This window comes from Serratia sp. NGAS9 (assembly GCF_009905295.1).
GTDB lineage: Bacteria > Pseudomonadota > Gammaproteobacteria > Enterobacterales > Enterobacteriaceae > Serratia > Serratia bockelmannii.
On sequence record NZ_CP047605.1, the window covers coordinates 4,974,098 to 4,993,440 of the forward strand.

General features: G+C 56.3%; 13 protein-coding genes, 4 tRNA genes, 3 rRNA genes and 1 riboswitch. Of the genes, 7 read left to right on the forward strand and 13 right to left on the reverse strand.

Going from position 1 to position 19,343, the window contains the following annotated elements:
* Positions 1 to 115 precede the first annotated feature (115 nt).
* Positions 116 to 943: an HTH-type transcriptional regulator HdfR gene (gene hdfR / locus GUC32_RS23560; RefSeq protein ID WP_369435467.1), complete on the forward strand. Its 828-nt coding sequence runs from the start codon at positions 116 to 118 to the stop codon at positions 941 to 943.
* 268 nt (positions 944 to 1,211) lie between these two features.
* Here hdfR and GUC32_RS23565 read toward each other — a convergent pair.
* The 9 genes from GUC32_RS23565 to btuB form a co-directional block, all read right to left on the reverse strand.
* Positions 1,212 to 1,287, reverse strand: a tRNA-Trp gene (locus GUC32_RS23565).
* A 51-nt stretch (positions 1,288 to 1,338) separates the two neighbouring features.
* A tRNA-Asp gene (locus GUC32_RS23570) sits at positions 1,339 to 1,415 on the reverse strand.
* Positions 1,416 to 1,509: 94 nt separating this feature from the next.
* Positions 1,510 to 1,625: ribosomal RNA gene (gene rrf / locus GUC32_RS23575) — 5S ribosomal RNA — on the reverse strand.
* Between the two features lie 99 nt (positions 1,626 to 1,724).
* Positions 1,725 to 4,632 (reverse strand): 23S ribosomal RNA (locus GUC32_RS23580).
* A gap of 207 nt (positions 4,633 to 4,839) precedes the next feature.
* Positions 4,840 to 4,915 (reverse strand) — tRNA-Ala (locus GUC32_RS23585).
* 38 nt (positions 4,916 to 4,953) lie between these two features.
* Positions 4,954 to 5,030, reverse strand: a tRNA-Ile gene (locus GUC32_RS23590).
* A 74-nt stretch (positions 5,031 to 5,104) separates the two neighbouring features.
* Positions 5,105 to 6,646 (reverse strand): 16S ribosomal RNA (locus GUC32_RS23595).
* The 16S, 23S and 5S rRNA genes sit together here with 4 tRNA genes alongside, the layout of an rRNA operon.
* A 373-nt stretch (positions 6,647 to 7,019) precedes the next feature.
* Complete coding sequence (gene murI / locus GUC32_RS23600) at positions 7,020 to 7,883, reverse strand: glutamate racemase (protein ID WP_025921004.1); 864 nt, start codon at positions 7,881 to 7,883, stop codon at positions 7,020 to 7,022.
* Positions 7,828 to 9,705 carry a TonB-dependent vitamin B12 receptor BtuB gene (gene btuB / locus GUC32_RS23605; protein ID WP_169541030.1) on the reverse strand — a complete coding sequence of 626 codons (1,878 nt, stop codon included), beginning with the start codon at positions 9,703 to 9,705 and terminating at the stop codon, positions 7,828 to 7,830. The genes murI and btuB overlap by 56 nt, the downstream gene beginning before the upstream one ends.
* Positions 9,706 to 9,773: 68 nt before the next feature.
* A riboswitch (cobalamin riboswitch) is annotated at positions 9,774 to 9,987 on the reverse strand.
* A gap of 122 nt (positions 9,988 to 10,109) precedes the next feature.
* Between btuB and trmA the strand changes: the two genes are divergently transcribed.
* Positions 10,110 to 11,213: a tRNA (uridine(54)-C5)-methyltransferase TrmA gene (trmA, locus tag GUC32_RS23610; RefSeq protein ID WP_043140961.1), complete on the forward strand. Its 1,104-nt coding sequence runs from the start codon at positions 10,110 to 10,112 to the stop codon at positions 11,211 to 11,213.
* A gap of 34 nt (positions 11,214 to 11,247) precedes the next feature.
* Here trmA and GUC32_RS23615 read toward each other — a convergent pair whose 3' ends face one another.
* Positions 11,248 to 11,619, reverse strand: coding sequence for a YijD family membrane protein (locus tag GUC32_RS23615; RefSeq protein WP_025304650.1), 372 nt, complete (start codon positions 11,617 to 11,619; stop codon positions 11,248 to 11,250).
* 15 nt (positions 11,620 to 11,634) lie between these two features.
* Positions 11,635 to 12,267, reverse strand: a complete 633-nt coding sequence (fabR, locus tag GUC32_RS23620; protein WP_004931044.1) for an HTH-type transcriptional repressor FabR — start codon at positions 12,265 to 12,267, stop codon at positions 11,635 to 11,637.
* A 218-nt stretch (positions 12,268 to 12,485) separates the two neighbouring features.
* Between fabR and sthA the strand changes: the two genes are divergently transcribed.
* Positions 12,486 to 13,883 (forward strand): Si-specific NAD(P)(+) transhydrogenase, encoded by a 1,398-nt coding sequence (gene sthA / locus GUC32_RS23625; protein WP_004931047.1) that lies wholly within the window; start codon positions 12,486 to 12,488, stop codon positions 13,881 to 13,883.
* Here the strand turns inward: sthA and oxyR are convergent.
* Positions 13,866 to 14,783 (reverse strand): DNA-binding transcriptional regulator OxyR, encoded by a 918-nt coding sequence (oxyR, locus tag GUC32_RS23630; protein WP_025304651.1) that lies wholly within the window; start codon positions 14,781 to 14,783, stop codon positions 13,866 to 13,868. The genes sthA and oxyR overlap by 18 nt on opposite strands.
* A 151-nt stretch (positions 14,784 to 14,934) precedes the next feature.
* On the opposite strand from oxyR, the gene GUC32_RS23635 reads away from it, so the two are divergent.
* From GUC32_RS23635 to GUC32_RS23650, 4 genes are all read left to right on the forward strand, one after another.
* Positions 14,935 to 15,666: a glutathione peroxidase gene (locus GUC32_RS23635; protein ID WP_015379403.1), complete on the forward strand. Its 732-nt coding sequence runs from the start codon at positions 14,935 to 14,937 to the stop codon at positions 15,664 to 15,666.
* A 72-nt stretch (positions 15,667 to 15,738) separates the two neighbouring features.
* Positions 15,739 to 17,187, forward strand: a complete 1,449-nt coding sequence (locus GUC32_RS23640; protein WP_369435468.1) for a dihydrolipoyl dehydrogenase — start codon at positions 15,739 to 15,741, stop codon at positions 17,185 to 17,187.
* Positions 17,188 to 17,349: 162 nt separating this feature from the next.
* Entirely contained in the window at positions 17,350 to 17,610 is a 261-nt protein-coding gene (locus GUC32_RS23645) for a hypothetical protein (protein ID WP_025304653.1), read from the forward strand.
* Positions 17,597 to 17,923, forward strand: coding sequence for a type II toxin-antitoxin system HicB family antitoxin (locus tag GUC32_RS23650; RefSeq protein WP_019452249.1), 327 nt, complete (start codon positions 17,597 to 17,599; stop codon positions 17,921 to 17,923). Before GUC32_RS23645 ends, GUC32_RS23650 begins: the two co-directional genes overlap by 14 nt.
* Positions 17,924 to 17,959: 36 nt before the next feature.
* Here the strand turns inward: GUC32_RS23650 and argH are convergent, their stop codons facing one another.
* Positions 17,960 to 19,333, reverse strand: coding sequence for an argininosuccinate lyase (argH, locus tag GUC32_RS23655; protein WP_025304654.1), 1,374 nt, complete (start codon positions 19,331 to 19,333; stop codon positions 17,960 to 17,962).
* Positions 19,334 to 19,343 lie beyond the last annotated feature (10 nt).

The following is a 19,343-nucleotide window of genomic DNA, read 5'->3' on the forward strand; positions in this document are numbered from 1 at the left end:
CACGCTCCTAATTCTCTTATGGCCGTGCTGTTTATGGCGCGGAGTATTAGATAGGCTTGACAGCGTGTAAAACAAAACATTTAAATCTTAACGACAAATTTTTTTGGAGATAGGTGTGGATACCGAATTACTGAAAACCTTTTTGGAGGTCAGTAGAACGCGTCACTTTGGCAGAGCCGCAGAATCTTTGTACTTAACGCAGTCCGCGGTCAGTTTCCGCATCCGTCAGTTAGAAAACCAGCTGGGCGCAAATTTATTTACCCGTCATCGCAATAATATCCGCCTGACGCCTGCCGGTGAGCGGCTTCTGCCCTATGCCGAAAGCCTGATGAACACCTGGCAGTTGGCGAAGAAGGAGGTCGTGCGTTCGCTGCAACACACCGAGTTGTCGATCGGCGCTACCGCTTCGCTGTGGGAGGCCTATCTGACCCCTTGGTTGCAGGCGCTCTATCAACAACGCGAGGCGCTGCAGCTCGAAGCCAGGGTGGCATTAAGGCACTCTTTGGTAAAACAACTGCATGAAAGGCAGCTCGATTTACTGATCACCACCGAACCGCCGAAGATGGACGAATTGGCCAGCCAACAGCTGAGCAACTTCTCATTACGCCTGTTCTCATCCGCGCATCGTGACAAACAGGCCCCAATGCCCTACATCAAGCTGGAATGGGGAGCCGACTTCCACCAACAGGAAAGCCGCATGTTGGAAGGTGATAACGTGCCGGTCCTCACGACTACCTCCGCTCATCTGACGCGTCAGTTGCTGGAAACCACGGGCGGATGCGCTTTCCTGCCCAGCCAGTGGGAAAAGGAGTATCCGCAGCTGGTGGCCACTACTGAGATCCCGCCGATTATCCGCCCACTGTATGCCGTCTGGTTGCAAAACAGCGATCAACAGCCTTTGATTCGGCAATTACTTAAAATACCTTTAAATACCGCAGCCTAAAGCATTATGGCGGCCTTAAATGCCGTCATCGTGGTAATGACTGTCTATCATGCCAAAAGCCGCCCATCGCCTTCTGAGAGAAGATAATGCAAAACGATAAGAGAATCCGGAGGCGTGCAGGGTAAAGCTCGGAAGAACATGAAGCAGCCAGGATCGGGCAAACCTCGGCATATAGCGTCAAAAGCGCTCTTTTCCAAAGCGGGAATGCACTAAGGGAAGGGATAATAGGTAAAAAAAAACCCTTTGCTTTCGCAAAGGGTTCTTAATATGGCAGGGGCGGAGAGACTCGAACTCGCGACACCCGGTTTTGGAGACCGGTGCTCTACCAACTGAGCTACGCCCCTAAATCTCGCTTAACATTATGCCTGCTAATAAAGCAGGCATAATTAAATAAGTGGCGGAACGGACGGGGCTCGAACCCGCGACCCCCTGCGTGACAGGCAGGTATTCTAACCAACTGAACTACCGCTCCACCGATTCTTTTACGTTGCATCTCTCGATGCCGGCAAATTCGCGCTTTGCGATTTGCGCATTACCAGTCGTCACACTGATAACGTTTATTTGATGCCTGGCAGTGTCCTACTCTCGCATGGGGAGACCCCACACTACCATCGGCGCTACGGCGTTTCACTTCTGAGTTCGGCATGGGGTCAGGTGGGACCACCGCGCTATTGCCGCCAGGCAAATTCTGTTTCATTCCAACCGCCTCACTCCCGTGAAGCCATCAGAACCAATCTCGGAACTTCGCTGAAAATCTCTCTAAAAACACCTTCGGTGTTGTAAGGTTAAGCCTCACGGATCATTAGTACTGGTTAGCTCAATGCATCGCTGCACTTACACACCCAGCCTATCAACGTCTTAGTCTTAAACGTTCCTTCAGGGGCCTTAAAGGCCCAGGGAAGACTCATCTTGAGGCAAGTTTCGCGCTTAGATGCTTTCAGCGCTTATCTTTTCCGCACTTAGCTACCGGGCAATGCCATTGGCATGACAACCCGAACACCAGTGGTGCGTTCACTCCGGTCCTCTCGTACTAGGAGCAACCCCTCTCAATCTTCCAACGCCCACGGCAGATAGGGACCGAACTGTCTCACGACGTTCTAAACCCAGCTCGCGTACCACTTTAAATGGCGAACAGCCATACCCTTGGGACCTACTTCAGCCCCAGGATGTGATGAGCCGACATCGAGGTGCCAAACACCGCCGTCGATATGAACTCTTGGGCGGTATCAGCCTGTTATCCCCGGAGTACCTTTTATCCGTTGAGCGATGGCCCTTCCATTCAGAACCACCGGATCACTAAGACCTACTTTCGTACCTGCTCGAGCCGTCACTCTCGCAGTCAAGCTAGCTTATGCCTTTGCACTAACCTCACGATGTCCGACCGTGATTAGCTAACCTTCGTGCTCCTCCGTTACTCTTTGGGAGGAGACCGCCCCAGTCAAACTACCCACCAGACACTGTCCTCACCCCAGATTATGGGGCCGAGTTAGAACATCAAACATTAAAGGGTGGTATTTCAAGGATGGCTCCACGCAGACTGGCGTCCACGCTTCAAAGCCTCCCACCTATCCTACACATCAAGGCTCAATGTTCAGTGTCAAGCTATAGTAAAGGTTCACGGGGTCTTTCCGTCTTGCCGCGGGTACACTGCATCTTCACAGCGAGTTCAATTTCACTGAGTCTCGGGTGGAGACAGCCTGGCCATCATTACGCCATTCGTGCAGGTCGGAACTTACCCGACAAGGAATTTCGCTACCTTAGGACCGTTATAGTTACGGCCGCCGTTTACTGGGGCTTCGATCAAGAGCTTCGCCTTGCGGCTGACCCCATCAATTAACCTTCCAGCACCGGGCAGGCGTCACACCGTATACGTCCACTTTCGTGTTTGCACAGTGCTGTGTTTTTATTAAACAGTTGCAGCCAGCTGGTATCTTCGACTGGCTTCAGCTCCATCCGCGAGGGACTTCACCTACATGCCAGCGTGCCTTCTCCCGAAGTTACGGCACCATTTTGCCTAGTTCCTTCACCCGAGTTCTCTCAAGCGCCTTGGTATTCTCTACCTGACCACCTGTGTCGGTTTGGGGTACGATTTAATGTTACCTGATGCTTAGAGGATTTTCCTGGAAGCAGGGCATCAACTACTTCTGCACCGTAGTGCATCGTCATCACGCCTCAGGGTTAGTATGCAACCGGATTTACCAGGTCACACCCCCTACACGCTTAAACCGGGACAACCGTCGCCCGGCTAGCCTAGCCTTCTCCGTCCCCCCTTCGCAGTAACACCAAGTACAGGAATATTAACCTGTTTCCCATCGACTACGCTTTTCAGCCTCGCCTTAGGGGTCGACTCACCCTGCCCCGATTAACGTTGGACAGGAACCCTTGGTCTTCCGGCGAGCGGGCTTTTCACCCGCTTTATCGTTACTTATGTCAGCATTCGCACTTCTGATACCTCCAGCAACCCTCACAGGCCACCTTCAACGGCTTACAGAACGCTCCCCTACCCAACAACGCCTAAGCGTCGCTGCCGCAGCTTCGGTGCATGGTTTAGCCCCGTTACATCTTCCGCGCAGGCCGACTCGACCAGTGAGCTATTACGCTTTCTTTAAATGATGGCTGCTTCTAAGCCAACATCCTGGCTGTCTATGCCTTCCCACATCGTTTCCCACTTAACCATGACTTTGGGACCTTAGCTGGCGGTCTGGGTTGTTTCCCTCTTCACGACGGACGTTAGCACCCGCCGTGTGTCTCCCGTGATAACATTCTTCGGTATTCGGAGTTTGCATCGGTTTGGTAAGCCGGGATGGCCCCCTAGCCGAAACAGTGCTCTACCCCCGAAGATGAGTTCACGAGGCGCTACCTAAATAGCTTTCGGGGAGAACCAGCTATCTCCCGGTTTGATTGGCCTTTCACCCCCAGCCACAAGTCATCCGCTAATTTTTCAACATTAGTCGGTTCGGTCCTCCAGTTAGTGTTACCCAACCTTCAACCTGCCCATGGCTAGATCACCGGGTTTCGGGTCTATACCTTGCAACTATTCGCCCAGTTAAGACTCGGTTTCCCTACGGCTCCCCTATACGGTTAACCTTGCTACAAAATATAAGTCGCTGACCCATTATACAAAAGGTACGCAGTCACACCACGAAGGTGCTCCCACTGCTTGTACGTACACGGTTTCAGGTTCTATTTCACTCCCCTCGCCGGGGTTCTTTTCGCCTTTCCCTCACGGTACTGGTTCACTATCGGTCAGTCAGGAGTATTTAGCCTTGGAGGATGGTCCCCCCATATTCAGACAGGATGTCACGTGTCCCGCCCTACTCATCGAACTCACGACCTGTGCATTTTAGTGTACGGGGCTATCACCCTTTGCTGCGCGACTTTCCAGACGCTTCCACTAACACACAAGCCGATTCAGGTTCTGGGCTCCTCCCCGTTCGCTCGCCGCTACTGGGGGAATCTCGGTTGATTTCTTTTCCTCGGGGTACTTAGATGTTTCAGTTCCCCCGGTTCGCCTCATGCCACTATGTATTCATGACATGATAGTGTGTCGAAACACACTGGGTTTCCCCATTCGGGTATCGCCGGTTATAACGGTTCATATCACCTTACCGACGCTTTTCGCAGATTAGCACGCCCTTCATCGCCTCTGACTGCCTAGGCATCCACCGTGTACGCTTAGTCACTTAACCTCACAACCCGAAGATGTTTCCATCGTTCGCGCTGCAAACATTTGAGAGACTCTATGACAGGTTACTCTTCATCCCAGTACATCTACGGAGGGATAAATTTCAGCCGTCATGTTTCAATTTTCAGCTTGTTCCAGATTGTTAAAGAGCAAAATACTTCGCAGCATACTGTCGCCAATATACTCTGAAGTATTGAAATACCGGACTATATGGTGGAGCTAAGCGGGATCGAACCGCTGACCTCCTGCGTGCAAGGCAGGCGCTCTCCCAGCTGAGCTATAGCCCCATACAGTCACGTGCAGTACCTTTTCCACTTCGAAGAAGTGGTAGGCCTGAGTGGACTTGAACCACCGACCTCACCCTTATCAGGGGTGCGCTCTAACCACCTGAGCTACAAGCCTATAAAGGTATTTCTGCTCGTTACTTTCTATCAGACAATCTGTGTGAGCACGCCACTCGAACTAATATCTTTAGGTAAGGAGGTGATCCAACCGCAGGTTCCCCTACGGTTACCTTGTTACGACTTCACCCCAGTCATGAATCACAAAGTGGTAAGCGCCCTCCCGAAGGTTAAGCTACCTACTTCTTTTGCAACCCACTCCCATGGTGTGACGGGCGGTGTGTACAAGGCCCGGGAACGTATTCACCGTAGCATTCTGATCTACGATTACTAGCGATTCCGACTTCATGGAGTCGAGTTGCAGACTCCAATCCGGACTACGACATACTTTATGAGGTCCGCTTGCTCTCGCGAGGTCGCTTCTCTTTGTATATGCCATTGTAGCACGTGTGTAGCCCTACTCGTAAGGGCCATGATGACTTGACGTCATCCCCACCTTCCTCCAGTTTATCACTGGCAGTCTCCTTTGAGTTCCCGGCCGAACCGCTGGCAACAAAGGATAAGGGTTGCGCTCGTTGCGGGACTTAACCCAACATTTCACAACACGAGCTGACGACAGCCATGCAGCACCTGTCTCAGAGTTCCCGAAGGCACCAAAGCATCTCTGCTAAGTTCTCTGGATGTCAAGAGTAGGTAAGGTTCTTCGCGTTGCATCGAATTAAACCACATGCTCCACCGCTTGTGCGGGCCCCCGTCAATTCATTTGAGTTTTAACCTTGCGGCCGTACTCCCCAGGCGGTCGATTTAACGCGTTAGCTCCGGAAGCCACGCCTCAAGGGCACAACCTCCAAATCGACATCGTTTACAGCGTGGACTACCAGGGTATCTAATCCTGTTTGCTCCCCACGCTTTCGCACCTGAGCGTCAGTCTTCGTCCAGGGGGCCGCCTTCGCCACCGGTATTCCTCCAGATCTCTACGCATTTCACCGCTACACCTGGAATTCTACCCCCCTCTACGAGACTCTAGCTTGCCAGTTTCAAATGCAGTTCCCAGGTTGAGCCCGGGGATTTCACATCTGACTTAACAAACCGCCTGCGTGCGCTTTACGCCCAGTAATTCCGATTAACGCTTGCACCCTCCGTATTACCGCGGCTGCTGGCACGGAGTTAGCCGGTGCTTCTTCTGCGAGTAACGTCAATTGATGAACGTATTAAGTTCACCACCTTCCTCCTCGCTGAAAGTGCTTTACAACCCGAAGGCCTTCTTCACACACGCGGCATGGCTGCATCAGGCTTGCGCCCATTGTGCAATATTCCCCACTGCTGCCTCCCGTAGGAGTCTGGACCGTGTCTCAGTTCCAGTGTGGCTGGTCATCCTCTCAGACCAGCTAGGGATCGTCGCCTAGGTGAGCCATTACCCCACCTACTAGCTAATCCCATCTGGGCACATCTGATGGCAAGAGGCCCGAAGGTCCCCCTCTTTGGTCTTGCGACGTTATGCGGTATTAGCTACCGTTTCCAGTAGTTATCCCCCTCCATCAGGCAGTTTCCCAGACATTACTCACCCGTCCGCCGCTCGTCACCCAGGGAGCAAGCTCCCCTGTGCTACCGCTCGACTTGCATGTGTTAAGCCTGCCGCCAGCGTTCAATCTGAGCCATGATCAAACTCTTCAATTAAAAGCTTGATTTGCTTCCACTCGAGAAGCGATGCTCAAAGATTTACTGCATGAATTTTACTTCAGTTAGTCACTCTTCAAGACTTGATATTTTTTTGCATCCGAAGATGCTGGATATCGTCTTGTGGAGTGCCCACACAGATTGTCTGATAAATTGTTAAAGAGCAGTGCCGAGAAACTCATCGGCGCGGGCTGCGTATATTACGCTTTTCGCCCTGAGAGTCAAGCGTTTATTTCGCTTTCTTCTCGCTGACCCGGCGGCTTGTCAGTCGTTGTTCCCGGTCAGTGGAGGCGCATTATAGGGAGTTCTCGGCAGGCCGCAACCCCTATTTTCAATATTTTTTCCGACCGTTGAATGTTTAACCAAAACACCGTTAAAGCGGCAGTTTTTTCAACGATTTAAAGCCATAACCCTGCAAAACGGGCAATAAAGCGTCAGTATCTTCATTTAACGCCATGCAATACGCCAGATTCTCTTCCTGGCTCGAGACCAGATTTTCCTGCGTTGAGATGAGCCAGGCGGTGCGGCGGGCAATCGCCGCGCCGGAATCCACCAGCCGGGTGCCTTCCGGCAACACCTGCATCAACTCTTCAGCTAATAGAGGGAAATGGGTGCAGCCCAGCACGACGGTATCCGGCGGCTCGCGCATGCTCAGCCACGGATGCAGGATCTTCTTCAGCACCGGCAGCGGCACGGCTTCGCCATGGAGCTTGGCCTCCGCCAGCTCCACCAGCTCTGAAGAGCCCAGCAGTTCAATCTTGCAGTCGGTGGCGAAACGGGAAATCAGTTCGTGGGTGTAGCTGCGCTGTACGGTACCGCGGGTCGCCAACAGGCCGACAATGCCATTAACGGTAAGACGGGCCGCCGGTTTGATGGCGGGCACCACGCCCACGACAGGGAAACTGAAACGCTCGCGCAAGGCCGGCAAGGAAACGGTGCTGGCGGTGTTGCAGGCAATGACGACAATCGCCAGAGGATGACGTTGCTGTACCGCGCCGACAATTTCCAGCACGCGCTCAACGATAAACTCTTCGGACTTCTCGCCGTAGGGGAACGCCACGTTGTCGAAAGCGTATATATAGTGGAGATCCGGCAGCAACTGCCGAATCTCCTGATACACCGACAGCCCGCCGACGCCGGAATCGAAAACCAGCACCGTCGGGCGAGGTGTGGCGGTGCTGTTAGAAGGTATAGCTTCCAGTGAGGTAGTATTCTCTTCCTGGAGTAGCGTAGCCATAGGCCGTCTCATAATCTTTATCAAACAGGTTGGCAATTCTACCACGAACTGTCAGATGAGATGTGACCGGATACGAAACTGCGAGATCCCACAGGCTCACGCCGCCGAGTTTAACCGTCGGGCTAGGATAAACGCCATAATCCTTGTCGTAGCGCTCACCCAGGTATTGATAGGTTACTGCCCAATCAAAGTCGTACAGTTGCCAATCCAGCTCGTATTTCACCTGCTGTTTAGCGCGGCGCAGCAGCACTTCGTTGGTTTTAGCATTGCGCGGGTCGACATAATCGTAACCAATCTGATGCGTCAGCGGGCCGGTTTCAAAAGAAGCCGTGGCCTCTACACCTTTAATGGTCGCCTTACCGATATTATAATAGCGGTAACTCACCGGATCGCTGTCGATAAGATTATCAATGTCATTGCGATAACCGGAAATACGCCAGGTCACAGGCCCGGTCAAGCCTTCAAAACCGCCTTCCCATTGCTTGCTTTCTTCCGGTTTCAAATTATTGTTGCCGTAAGTGGTACTAAACAACTGGTTCATGTTTGGCGCTTTGAACGCGGTACCGTAAGAGGCAATGAAACGATACCCCTCGATGAATTCCCAGGCTGCACTGGTTTGCCAGGTGCCGTGCCAACCGAACTCCGAGTTGTCGTCGCCACGCGCAGCAGCCTCCAGCGTCACCGGTCCCACCAACTGTTGCCCAGTCAGATAGATGCCAGTATTGCGCTGGCTTCTCTCGCTGCTGACGGACGCGGTACCCGGTTTGATTTGTTGATCCTGCCAATCTGCGCCCGCACTAATGGTGCCTTGGGCAACCTTGAACGTGTTGCCCCACTGCAGATTGTACTGTTCCGAATCATCCAAACTGGAGGAGATCGCATACTGGCCTTTGCGCGGATCGTAATTGTAGTCTTTGCTGTGGCTGTAACTCCCCACTAGCTGCGTGGCGTAAATCCCTTCCTGATAGCGCAACCCCGTGTCCCATGTTTGGCTGTACAGCTTACGGGTATCGGGCAGACCGGTAATATTGAAGTCTTTATCGTAAGAATAGAATCCATCGTAGCCTGTACGATTATCGTAACCATAACCACGCACAAAACCGCTGATTTGCTCGTTAAATTGGTGCTGCAATGCGCCGTAGAGCAATTTGCTCATAAAGCCGTCGCGATCGGGCTGAGGAATACTGGTATTACCTTCAGCCACCACGTCATACCCTTTGGTATAGGTGTAATTCCCCGCCACCGTCGCCACGGTGCTGTCACCCAGTTGTTGTTGGGTCGACGCGTCATAGGATTGATAGCCGTTGGAGCCGACGCCGGCAGCCAGCGTCGTGCCGTTCTTTTCACGCGTGGTGATGATGTTGACCACGCCGCCGATGGCGTCGGAACCGTACACCGCCGAGCGCGGGCCGCGAATGTATTCGACTTTCTGCACCAGCGAAATCGGGATTTGGCTGAGATCGGAAGAGCCGCTGACGCCCGCCTGATTAAGGCGAATACCGTCAATTAACACCAGCACATGGCTGGAATTGGTGCCGCGAATAAACAGCGAGCTCTTTTGTCCCAATCCACCGTTTTGGCCAACGTCCACGCCTGGCAAACGGCGCATCACGTCGGTCAGGCTCTTGGCCTGCCAGCGATCGATATCGTTGCGGGTGACGACGGAGGTCGACGCCAGCACGGAAGAAACCGGCTGCGGGAAACGGTTGGCGGTCACCACCAGGTTATCGCCATACGTGGCTGTGGTGTTGTCTTGCGCCCATCCAGAAAAAGCCGTGACGGAGGAGACCACCGCCAGCAGCGTATTTTTTGTAATTGTCATGAGAAAAGCATCCAAACTTAATTGGCGGATGCCGCAGGATCATGGCCGGTAGTTCGCGACGGCCACGGACATTGCGACGTAACACCGGCAGGTCTTCGGGCTTGGGATTTGCGGGCCGCGGGGCGCGACCAGCAACGGGCGATGACTTCCCATCCTGCAGTGGACAGTGTCTGCGTCGAAACGCTATCGCCGTGACTTCCCCTTACCGCTGCGCGTCAGCTCCGGATTCACACCGGATTCCCTTTTCACTCGCTGCTTGAGGCCGGACGGCAATGCTACGATCAATGAAAATAGATGTCTAGACTGCTACTAATGTTACAAATAATAAACGCGACAAAACTGGACTTCACGGGCTGATTCCCTACAATCCCCGCTGATCAAATTTGCCTGACGAGAAGACACACATGACGCCCGAGAATTTGCCTATTGAACGTTACGATGACCAACTGGCGGAGAAAGTCGCCCGCCTGAAGACGTTGATGTCACCGTTCGCGGCGCCCGAGCCGGAAGTGTTCCGCTCGCCAGTCGACCACTACCGCATGCGCGCCGAATTCCGCATCTGGCACGACGCGGACGACATGTATCACATCATGTTCGATCAGCAGACCAAGCAGCGTATTCGCGTCGACCAGTTCCCGGCGGCCAGCGAGCTGATCAACCGCCTGATGACCGCCCTGATCGCCGCGCTGAAACCGGAACCGATCCTGCGTCACAAGCTGTTCCAGATCGATTATCTGTCGACGCAAAGCGGCAAAATCATCGCCTCGCTGCTGTACCACCGCAAGCTGGATGACGTTTGGCAACGGCGCGCCGAGCAGTTGCGTGACGATCTGCGCGCTCAGGGTTTCGACCTGCAGCTGATCGGCCGGGCGTCGAAGACCAAGATCATGCTCGACCAGGATTATGTTGACGAAGTGCTGCCGGTCGCCGGCCGCGACATGATCTATCGTCAGGTGGAAAACAGCTTCACTCAGCCCAATGCGGCCATGAACGTGCAGATGCTGGAGTGGGCGTTGGCGGTCACCGCCGGTTCCAAAGGCGATTTGCTGGAGCTGTACTGTGGCAATGGCAACTTCTCGCTGGCGCTGGCGCGCAATTTCGAGCGCGTGCTGGCGACCGAGATCGCCAAGCCGTCGGTGGCGGCGGCGCAGTACAACATCGCCGCCAACCATATCGACAATGTGCAAATCATCCGCATGGCGGCAGAAGACTTCACTCAGGCGATGAACGGAGTACGCGAATTCAACCGGTTGAAAGGCATCGATCTGAGTGGTTACAACTGCGAGACGATTTTCGTCGATCCGCCGCGCAGCGGGCTGGACGAGGAAACGGTGAAGATGGTGCAGGCCTACCCGCGCATTCTCTATATCTCATGCAACCCGGAAACGCTGTGCGCCAACCTGGAAACGCTGCAGGCCACCCACCGGGTCAGCCGCCTGGCGCTGTTCGATCAGTTCCCGTATACCCATCACATGGAATGCGGTGTGTTGCTGGAAAAGCATCGCTGATACGACAGGGGCGCCATGATGGCGCCCCGTTTCATTACGATTCTTGAGTCGGCGCATCCGGCGCCTTGCGCGCCTTCAGTTTCATCCCGATCCACAGCACCAGCGCCACGCAGATCACCGACGGCAGGAAGTTGGAGCCGATCTGCGGATATTCGGCGCGCACGATGGCGCTGTACAGCAGCAGCCCCAGCAGGAAACAGGCCGCCGCCAGCTTCGGCATGCCGTCCGGCATGGCGCGGTTCAGGTAACGCTGATGCAGGCAGTACACCGCCAGCACCAACGCGATCAGCGGGAAGATCGAAAACGGCACCACCGAGCTGAACAGCGCGGCAAAGGAACCGTTGATCGAAAGGCCGGCAATTAACGCCAGCAGTAAGGTGCCATTTTCACGGCCTGGTTTTTCCATCATTTTTTACCTTTTTTATACGTGGGACACAGAAGCTTTTTCTTGTTCGCGACGATACCAGTAATACGCCCCTTTGGAGATCATCCGTAGCTGCAGCACCAGCCGTTCTTCCAGCTGCTGCCGCTGCTCGACGTCGATATCCAGCGCTTCCGCGCCGGCGCTGAACACGATGGTGACCATCGCTTCCGCCTGCGCTTCGGTAAAACTGCGCGGCATGTGGTTTTCCAATTCGAGGTAGTCCGCCAGTTCAGCGATGAAATGCTGGATCTCGCGCGCCACTGCCGCACGGAATGCCGCCGACGTGCCGGAGCGCTCACGCAGCAGCAGGCGGAAGGCGTTCGGGTTGTTGCCGATAAATTCCATAAAGGTGGACACCGAGGTGCGGATTACGCTGCCGCCCTTGGCGATGCGTTGGCGCGCCTGGCGCATCAACTGACGCAGCATCAGGCCGCTTTCGTCCACCATGGTCAGCCCCAGCTCGTCCACATCGCGGAAATGGCGATAAAACGACGTGGGCGCAATGCCCGCCTCGCGTGAAACTTCCCGCAGGCTCAGGCTGGCGAAGCTGCGTTCGGCGCTCAGCTGGCTGAAAGCGGCTTCGATCAGGGAACGACGAGTCCGTTCTTTTTGTTGTGCTCTGACGCCCATATGCATATCCGGATAGGTTCCATTTTCTCAGTCTAACGCCCTAGACTCGGCAATATAGCAAATTTTATTGCAACAGCATTTATACTAACGCGCTCTATCACACTTCCGCCCTGAGCCGATTGTGCTTTGACTCAAAAAGCCTAATGGTGATTGGGTGAGCAGCGCTATGATGTTAAGATACCGTTGTAATCTTGTATAAAAAAACAGGTCTCTCCTACATGCAACAGCACTATCAATTTGATGCCATTGTGATTGGCTCGGGCCCTGGTGGTGAAGGTGCCGCCATGGGGCTGGTGAAACAAGGCGCCCGCGTGGCCGTTATCGAACGGTACAATAACGTAGGCGGCGGATGTACCCACTGGGGCACCATCCCTTCCAAAGCCCTCCGCCACGCCGTCAGCCGCATTATCGAATTCAACCAGAACCCGCTTTACAACAACTCGCGCACGCTCAGCGCGACCTTCCCTGACATTTTACGCCACGCCGATAACGTCATCAGCCAGCAGACCCGAATGCGCCAAGGGTTCTATGAGCGGAACCAGTGCAAACTGTTCGCCGGCGACGCGCGCTTCATCGACGCCAACACCGTCAGCGTCAGCTACATGGACGGCACCCAGGACACCATCCGCGCCGATCACATCGTGATCGCCTGCGGCTCGCGTCCTTACCATCCGGCCAGCGTCGATTTCAACCATCCGCGCATCTACGACAGCGATTCCATTCTCGAGCTGAGCCATGAGCCACGCCACGTGATCATTTACGGCGCCGGGGTGATCGGCTGCGAGTATGCGTCCATCTTCCGCGGCCTGAACGTCAAGGTCGATCTGATCAACACCCGCGATCGTCTGCTGGCGTTCCTCGATCAGGAGATGTCGGATTCGCTCTCTTACCACTTCTGGAACAACGGCGTGGTGATCCGCCACAACGAAGAATTCGAGAAGATCGAAGGCACCGAAGACGGCGTGATCGTGCACCTGAAGTCCGGCAAGAAGGTGAAAGCGGACTGCCTGCTGTACGCCAACGGCCGTACCGGTAACACCGATTCGTTAGGGTTGGAGAACGTCGGCCTGGAGTCGGACAGCCGCGGGCTGCTGAAAGTGAACAGCATGTATCAAACCGCGCTGTCGCACATTTATGCGGTCGGTGACGTCATCGGCTATCCGAGTCTGGCTTCCGCCGCCTACGATCAGGGCCGCATCGCCGCGCAGGCGATCGCCTCCGGTGAAGCCAGCGGTCACTTAATCGAAGATATCCCGACCGGCATCTACACCATTCCGGAAATCAGCTCCGTCGGCAAAACCGAGCAGGAACTGACGGCGATGAAGGTGCCGTATGAAGTGGGCCGCGCCCAGTTCAAACATCTGGCGCGCGCGCAGATAGCCGGGATGAACGTCGGCAGCCTGAAGATCCTGTTCCATCGCGACACCCTGCAGATCCTCGGGATCCACTGCTTCGGCGAACGTGCGGCGGAGATCATCCACATCGGTCAGGCGATCATGGAACAGAAAGGTGAAGGCAATACTATCGAGTATTTCGTTAATACGACCTTCAACTATCCGACCATGGCCGAAGCCTACCGGGTGGCAGCGCTTAACGGCTTAAACCGCCTGTTTTAACGCGTTGTCGATGTAGCCCTGCATGTGCTCGCGGATCGCTTCGGCCAACTGCTCATAACGGCTGCGCAGTGGGGAACCGGGGCGATACACCAACGCGATGGTGCGCTTCGGCTCCGGCTTGTAGCAATCCAGATAGCAGACGCCATCGCGCTCGCGCTGCGGCGGCACCGCCAGGGACGGCAGCAGGGTAATGCCGCTGCCGGCCGCGACCATATTGCGCAGCGTTTCCAGACTGGTGGCGCGGAAGTGGGTATCCTCGTCCGCGCCCGCCTGGAAGCAGAAGCCCATCGCCTGATCGCGCAGGCAGTGGCCATCTTCCAGCATCAGCAGCTTTTCTCCCGCCAAATCCGGCATCGCCACGCGCTCGCGCTGCGCCCACGGGTGATCGGAATACACCGCCAGCTTCATCGGTTCATCGAACAGAGGCACTTCGATAAACGCCTCGGTTTCCTTCACCAGCGCCAGAATGGCGCAGTCCAGCTTGCCGCTGTCGAGTTGCGCCAGCAGTTGGTGGGTTTGCGCTTCGTGCAGGTACATTTCCAGTTTCGGGAAGGTTTTGTGCAGCGTCGGGATGATCTGCGGCAGCAGATAAGGCCCCACGGTCGGGATCAGACCGATGTGCAGCGGCCCGGACATGGCCTCGCCCTGCTGGCTGGCCATCTCCTTCAACACTTTCACTTCGCGCAGCACGGTACGCGCCTGCTCCACCAGCAACAGGCCCGCCTGGGTGAACAGTACCTTGCGGCTGGTGCGTTCGAGCAGCATGACGCCCAACTCGTCTTCCAGCTTGCGGATCTGCCCGCTCAGCGTGGGTTGGCTTACATGGCATGAATCGGCCGCGCGGCGGAAGTGCCGGTGCTCGGCCAAGGCGACCAGATACTCTAAATCACGAATATTCATTGTTTCCCTCCATTCCATGATAGCTCATGGCGATAGATAAGATAGCAATGAGCGATTAGATCTATCAAGCCCCAGCGACAATAATGTGTCCCAACGAAGCGATATCGCGCTAAATGCTAAAAATTACTTTTCCTAATTAAGGGGTTAATCAATGTTTACCAGTCAAGAAGGCAAGAAAGTTCCTCAGGTTACTTTCCACACCCGTCAGGGCGACCAATGGATTGATGTGACCACTGATGACCTGTTCAAAAACAAAACCGTCATTGTTTTCTCGCTGCCGGGCGCGTTCACGCCGACCTGTTCTTCGAGCCACCTGCCGCGCTACAACGAACTGTCCAGCGTATTCAAGCAGCACGGCGTCGACAGCATTCTTTGCGTCTCCGTGAACGACACCTTCGTGATGAACGCCTGGAAAGCCGACCAACATGCGGAAAACATCACCTTCGTGCCGGACGGCAACGGTGAATTCACCAAAGGCATGAACATGCTGGTCGAGAAAGCGGACCTGGGCTTTGGCCCTCGTTCATGGCGCTACTCGATGCTGGTGCGCAACGGCGTGGTCGAGAAAATGTTCGTCGAGCCGAACAAGCCGGGCGACCCGTTTGAAGTGTCCGACGCCGACACCATGCTGAAATACCTGGCGCCGGAATTCAAAGTGCAGGAATCGGTCTCCCTGTTCACCAAACCGGGTTGCCCATTCTGCGCCAAAGCCAAACAGATGCTGCAAGAGCGCGGCATTCAGTATGAAGAGATCGTCCTGGGCAAAGACGCCACCACCGTTAGCCTGCGCGCCGTCAGCGGCCGCGCCACGGTGCCGCAGGTGTTCATCGGCGGCCGTCACATTGGCGGCAGCGACGATCTGGAAACTTTCCTGTCAGCTTAATAAGTAATAACAAAGCCAACGTGAACTTTGGCGGGCTACGGCCCGCCCTTTTTTTACCTTTCAGGAGCGGATATGAAACTGTTGAACGTTGATGTTGCGGTCATCGGCGGCGGCACCGCAGGGCTCGGCGCCTATCGCGCGGCCAAACTGTCTACCCCCAGCGTGGTGATGATTGAAGGCGGGCCTTACGGCACCACCTGTGCGCGCGTTGGCTGCATGCCATCCAAATTATTGATCGCCGCCGCCGAAGCGGTGCATCAAATCGAACGTGCGCCGGGCTTTGGCGTGCACCCAACCGGCAAAACGCGTATCGACGGACGCGAGGTGATGGCGCGCGTCAAACGCGAACGCGATCGTTTCGTCGGCTTCGTGCTGGAAGGCGTGGACGAGATCCCGGCCGCCGACAAAATTCAGGGCTATGCCCGCTTTATCGACGACAACACGCTGCAGGTCGATGACCATACGCGCATCGTGGCGCAGCGCATCGTGATCGCCACCGGCTCTCGCCCCAGCTGGCCGGCGCCGTGGAACGAACTGGGCGATCGCCTGATCGTCAACGACGATCTGTTCAACTGGGATGACTTGCCGCAGTCCGTGGCGGTATTCGGCCCCGGCGTCATCGGGCTGGAGCTGGGGCAAGCGCTGCACCGCCTCGGCGTCGACACCAAGGTCTTCGGCATCGGCGGCGCCGTCGGGCCGCTGACCGACAGCGCCGTGCGCGATTACGCTGCGAAGGCGTTGGGAGAAGAGTTCTACCTCGACGCCGACGTGAAAGTGGAGATGATGCAGCGCGAAGGCGACCGCGTATTTATCCGCTATCAGGATCTGCAGGGCCAGTCGCAGGAGATCCTGGTGGACTACGTGCTGGCCGCCACCGGCCGCCGCCCCAACGTCGATCGGCTGGGTCTCGAAAACACCGACCTGCAGCTCGACGCTCGAGGCGTGCCGCTGGCCGACCGCCTGACGATGCAAACCAGCGTGCCGCATATCTTTATCGCCGGCGACGCCAGCAACCAGCTGCCGCTGTTGCACGAGGCCAGCGATCAGGCGCGCATCGCCGGCGCCAACGCCGGCAGCTTCCCGGAGATCAATCCAGGTCTGCGCCGCAGCGCGATTTCGGTGGTGTTCTCCGATCCGCAGATCGCCATGGTCGGCTCGACTTTCCGCGAGCTGAGCGAGAAGTTCAGCGCCTGCGGCTGCTTTGAAGTGGGCAAAGTCTCGTTTGAGAATCAGGGCCGCTCGCGGGTGATGCTGCGCAATAAGGGCATTTTGCACGTCTACGGCGAGCAAGGCACCGGCCGTTTCCTCGGCGCGGAAATGATCGGCCCCGACGCCGAACACATTGCGCACCTGTTAGCCTGGGCGCACCAACAGCAGGTGACCGTCGATCAGATGCTGGACATGCCGTTCTATCATCCGGTGATCGAAGAAGGCTTGCGCACCGCGCTGCGCGATCTGCAGGCGAAGCTCAAACTCGGCACGGCCGAAATCGAGCGCTGCCAGCGCTGTCCGGGTGAGTAACCTCTTATTCTCCGTTTATATCCACCGGGCCTTCAGGCCCGGTTTTTTTGCGCAGCACTTTCCACAATTTCCTCCCTCCGCTTGCCTCACGGCCCGCCCGCGCTCATTTTTTATGCTTTGGCATTGAAGTGATACCAATAACGATACTAAAATGGAGGCGGCATGAACGAGATCAGGGATGACATCGCTGATTTGCAACAGCGGCAGAACAGCATCAAATTCGCCGAGTTAGCGAAAGTCTGCGTGCGATGGTTTGGGCCGCCGCGCATAAACGGTAGCAGCCATCACGTTTATCGCATGCCCTGGCCAGGCGATCCGCGCATCAATATCCAACGCGGCAACAACGGCGCGGCCAAGGCATATCAGGTTAAGCAGGTCATCGCCGCACTGGCCAGAATGGAGGAAGAACATGGAAAAGCATGAACACTATACCTATCGCATCACCTGGTCAGCGGAAGATCGTGAATATGTCGGGCTGTGCGCCGAATTCCCCTCGCTGTCCTGGCTGGCCGCCACGCGTACCGGCGCACTGGAGGGTATCGAAAAAGTCGTGAGCGAAACGATCGCCGACATGCTGGCGCAAGGTGAAACGCCGCCGCAGGCGCTGGCGGAAAAGAACTTCAGCGGAAAACTAGTGTTACGCATGACGCCGGAACAGCATCGCCGGCTGGCGATCGGCGCGATGGAGGAAGGCGTGAGCCTGAACCGTTATCTGTGCGCACGCCTGGCGGGGTAGAGGTGCAAGGGCGGCACCAGGCCGCCCTTATCGTCCTCAAGCTAAACGCTGTTTCGCTGCGGCGATTGCCGCGGCCACCTGCTGCGGCGCGACGCCGCCTTTGGCCGCACGTTTGTCCAGGCAAGATTGCAACGCCAGGATCGGATAGACGTCGTCGCCAATCGTCGCGCTGAACTGCTGCAAATCCGCCAGCGGCAGCGCTTCCAGCGGTTTGCCCTGGCGAATCGCCTCTACCACCGCCTCACCGACGATATGGTGCGCTTCGCGGAACGGCACGCCCTTGGCGACCAGGTAATCCGCCAGCTCGGTGGCGTTGGCATAGCCCTGCTCCGCCGCTTCCTGACAGCGCGGGCGCTTCACCTGAATGCCGTCCAGCACCAGCGCCGCCATCTGCAGGCAGTCCATCCAGGTGTCGAGCGCGTCGAACAGCCCTTCTTTGTCTTCCTGCATGTCTTTGTTGTACGCCAGCGGCAGGCCTTTCAGCGTCATCATCATGCCGGTCAGCGCGCCCTGTACGCGGCCGCACTTGCCGCGGATCAGCTCCAGCGCGTCCGGGTTTTTCTTCTGCGGCATCAGCGAAGAGCCGGAGGTCACGCGGTCAGACAGCTCGACAAACGCCGCTTCGCCGCTGTTGAAGAAGATCAGATCTTCGGCGAAGCGCGACAGGTGCACCATGCTGATGGCGGCGTTGGACAGCAACTCCAGCACGTGATCGCGATCGGATACGCTGTCCAGGCTGTTGCGGGTCGCCGAGGCGAAGCCCAGCCAGCCGGCCAGTTGCTCGCGATCGATAGGATACGCAGTGCCGGCCAGCGCGCCGCTGCCCAGCGGGCTGACGTCCAGCCGTTTCAGGGTATCCTGCAGTCGGCTCTCATCGCGCGCCAGCATCTCGACATAGGCCAGGCACCAGTGCGCGAAAGTCACCGGCTGCGCGCGTTGCAGGTGGGTATACCCCGGCATCACCGCATCCTGATTGGCTTCGGCGGTCTCCACCAGCGCCTGCTGCAGCTGGACGATCGCCTGATGCAGATCGCCGATCTGCTGTTTGCACCACAGCTTCAGATCGGTCGCGACCTGATCGTTGCGGCTGCGGCCAGTGTGCAGCTTCTTGCCCAAATCGCCGACCTTCTCGATCAGCTTCTGCTCCACCCAGCTGTGGATGTCTTCGGCATCGCTTTGGACGATCGCCAAAGGATCGGCCTGGACTTCCGCCAGCAAGGCATTCAGCGCCTGCTCCAGCTGCTGTTGCTCCGTTGCCGTCAACACGTTAACGGTCACCAGCGCCTTCGACCAGGCCACCGAGCCCACGATATCCTGCTCCGCCAGGCGATAATCGAACCGCAGCGAATCATTGAGTTGCTTGAACCGCTGATCCGCCGCCTGAGTGAACCGTCCGCCCCAAAGTGCCATACCTTTACTC